Annotated in this window: 4 protein-coding genes; all 4 read left to right on the forward strand. The window is 61.3% G+C overall.

Annotated features, from left to right (window positions below; all coding sequences use genetic code 11):
- The first annotated feature begins 123 nt into the window (after positions 1 to 123).
- The 4 genes from epd to WBB95_RS00560 all read left to right on the forward strand — a co-directional run bounded on the left by epd (position 124) and on the right by WBB95_RS00560 (position 3,014).
- On the forward strand, positions 124 to 1,179 hold the full coding sequence (epd, locus tag WBB95_RS00545; RefSeq protein WP_424485817.1) for an erythrose-4-phosphate dehydrogenase: 1,056 nt from the start codon (positions 124 to 126) through the stop codon (positions 1,177 to 1,179).
- A gap of 17 nt (positions 1,180 to 1,196) precedes the next feature.
- A complete protein-coding gene (locus WBB95_RS00550; RefSeq protein WP_424485818.1) occupies positions 1,197 to 2,360 on the forward strand; it encodes a phosphoglycerate kinase in 1,164 nt (387 codons plus the stop codon).
- A gap of 29 nt (positions 2,361 to 2,389) precedes the next feature.
- Positions 2,390 to 2,617 carry a hypothetical protein gene (locus WBB95_RS00555; protein WP_424485819.1) on the forward strand — a complete coding sequence of 76 codons (228 nt, stop codon included), beginning with the start codon at positions 2,390 to 2,392 and terminating at the stop codon, positions 2,615 to 2,617.
- A gap of 61 nt (positions 2,618 to 2,678) precedes the next feature.
- Positions 2,679 to 3,014, forward strand: a complete 336-nt coding sequence (locus WBB95_RS00560; protein ID WP_424485820.1) for an MliC family protein — start codon at positions 2,679 to 2,681, stop codon at positions 3,012 to 3,014.
- Positions 3,015 to 3,140 lie beyond the last annotated feature (126 nt).

Here is a 3,140-nt window from a genome sequence, read left to right on the forward strand (position 1 = left end):
GAGCAAGCCCGCTCCCACACTTGACCGCGTTCCAGCATGAGAATGCGGTCAAAATGTGGGAGCGGGCTTGCTCGCGAAAGCGATCTAACAGCCACCCCATTACCCAAGGTAATCGAGAACCCCATGCCTCAACCGCGTCCCTACAAAGTTGCACTCAACGGCTACGGCCGCATTGGTCGTTGCGTCTTGCGTGCTCTGTTCGAGCGAGGGGCGGCGGCAGGGTTTGAAATTGTCGCGATCAACGATTTGGCCGACATGGCCAGCATCGAATACCTGACACGCTTTGACTCCACCCACGGCCGGTTCCCCGGCGAAGTGCGGGTTGAGGACGATTGTCTGCATATCAATGGCAACTGCGTGCAGGTCTTGCGCAGTGCCACCCCCGAAGGCATCGACTGGAAAGCACTGGGCGTCGACCTGGTGCTGGAATGTTCCGGTGTCTATCACACCCGTGCCGATGGCCAGCGTTTTCTCGACGCCGGCGCGCCCCGTGTGCTGTTTTCCCAGCCGATGGCCAGCGAGGCGGATGTCGACGCCACCATCGTCTACGGCATCAACCAGGATTGCCTGACCGGCAATGAACTGCTGGTGTCCAACGCCTCCTGCACTACCAACTGCAGCGTGCCGCTGTTGCGCTTGCTGGATCAGGCGATCGGCCTGGATTATGTGTCGATCACCACGATTCACTCGGCGATGAATGACCAGCCAGTGATCGATGCCTACCACCACGAAGACCTGCGCCGCACGCGCTCGGCCTTCCAGTCAGTGATTCCGGTGTCTACCGGCCTGGCGCGTGGCATCGAGCGACTGTTGCCGGAACTTGCCGGGCGAATCCAGGCCAAAGCCGTACGGGTGCCGACGGTGAACGTGTCCTGCCTGGACATCACCATGCAAACCGTCAGCGACACCGATGCGACGGAGGTCAACCGGATTCTGCGCGACGCCGCCACCAGCGGCCCGCTCAAAGGCCTGTTGGCCTACACCGAGTTGCCGCACGCCAGTTGTGATTTCAACCACGACCCGCATTCGGCGATTGTCGATGCCAGCCAGACCCGCGTTTCCGGCCCCAGGCTGGTGAACATCCTGGCCTGGTTCGACAACGAATGGGGCTTTGCCAATCGCATGCTGGACGTGGCAGAGCACTATTTGCACATCGCCTCTAAACAACCTCAACAGTAATTCAGGAACTGCGACCCATGACCGTGTTGAAGATGACCGACCTCGATCTGCAAGGTAAGCGCGTACTGATTCGCGAAGACCTCAACGTCCCAGTCAAGGACGGTGTTGTCACCAGCGATGCGCGAATCCTGGCCTCGCTGCCGACCATCAAGCTGGCCCTGGAAAAAGGCGCGGCCGTCATGGTCTGCTCCCACCTGGGGCGCCCGACCGAAGGTGAGTTCAGCGCCGAAAACAGCCTCAAGCCGGTAGCCGAGTACTTGAGCAAGGCCCTGGGCCGCGACGTGCCGCTGGTGGCCGACTACCTGGGTGGCGTTGACGTGAAGCCTGGCGAAATCGTGCTGTTCGAAAACGTGCGCTTCAACAAGGGCGAGAAAAAGAACAGCGACGAACTGGCCCAACAATACGCCGCCTTGTGCGACGTGTTCGTGATGGACGCGTTCGGCACCGCTCACCGCGCCGAAGGCTCGACCCACGGCGTGGCCAAGTTCGCCAAAATCGCCGCAGCCGGCCCATTGCTGGCCGCTGAACTGGATGCACTGGGCAAGGCCCTGGGCGCTCCGGCGCAACCGATGGCTGCCATCGTTGCCGGCTCCAAAGTCTCCACCAAGCTGGACGTGCTCAACAGCCTCAGCACCATCTGCAACCAGTTGATCGTCGGCGGCGGCATTGCCAACACCTTCCTGGCCGCAGCCGGGCACCCGGTGGGCAAGTCCCTGTACGAGCCGGACCTGCTCGACACCGCCCGCGCCATCGCCGCCAAGGTCAGCGTGCCGTTGCCGGTGGACGTGGTCGTCGCCAAGGCATTTGCCGAAAACGCCGAAGCCACCGTCAAGCTGATCGCCGACGTGGCCGACGACGACATGATTCTGGATATCGGCCCGCAAACGGCTGCCAATTTCGCCGAACTGCTGAAGTCGTCCAAGACCATCCTGTGGAACGGCCCGGTTGGCGTGTTCGAGTTCGACCAGTTCGGCAACGGCACCAAAGTGCTGGCCCACGCTATCGCTGAAAGCTCGGCTTTCTCCATCGCCGGCGGCGGCGACACCCTGGCGGCCATCGATAAATATGGCGTTGCTGACCAGATCTCCTACATTTCTACCGGTGGCGGCGCATTCCTTGAATTCGTCGAGGGCAAAGTCCTGCCGGCCGTTGAAGTGTTGGAAAGCCGGGCCAGGGGCTGAGGCTCACGATCAGGAAAAGGAGCATTCCCATGATCAAGTCGTTGGCACTGGTGATCGCGGCGGGCCTGTTGGCCGGCTGCGGCAGCACGCCAAGTGCGGTGCCCGAGGCTGAAAAGCCCGGGCCTGCGCAGAAAAAAAGCTGCTACCAGGCTGACTGGCAAGCCGAGACCATGCCGGTGATCAACAAGCGCATCGGCAACGAGCGGCTGGAGAAATACGACACCGCGCCCAACGGTCAGGAACAGGGTTGCCCTTGATGGGTCTGATCAACTAACCGACAGCAGTGGCGGCCCTCGGGTCGTCGTTCGAGGACTGGCAATGAAAGGCGTTTTCGCCCTGGCAGCACTGGCCTTGTTGGCCGGCTGCAGCAGCATGAACATGTTCAGCAACAAGGCAGAGCCTGCCGACAAGTGGACCACCTGGACCTGCGACAGCAAGGCCGAGGTCAACTGGCGCTTTGCCAATGCGGCCCGCAACGAGGTGGATGTACGCCTCGGCGGTGCCGACCAGGTGTACCGCCTTAAACAGGAGGTTGCCGCCTCGGGCGTGCTGTACAGCAACGACCAGCTGGCGTTTCACCAAAAAGGTGAGGAAGGCCTGATTTACTGGGTCGCCACCGACGATTTGATTGGGCGTGGCTGTAAAGCTCAGTAACGCAGAACACGATCTCGAATGTGGTGAGATCCAAATGTGGGAGCGGGCTTGCTCGCGAATGCGGTGGCTCAGTCATGCATCAGGTAGCTGATAGACCGCTTTCGCGAGCAAGCCCGCTCCCACAGT

Source organism: Pseudomonas sp. (assembly GCF_049645325.1).
Lineage (GTDB): Bacteria > Pseudomonadota > Gammaproteobacteria > Pseudomonadales > Pseudomonadaceae > Aquipseudomonas.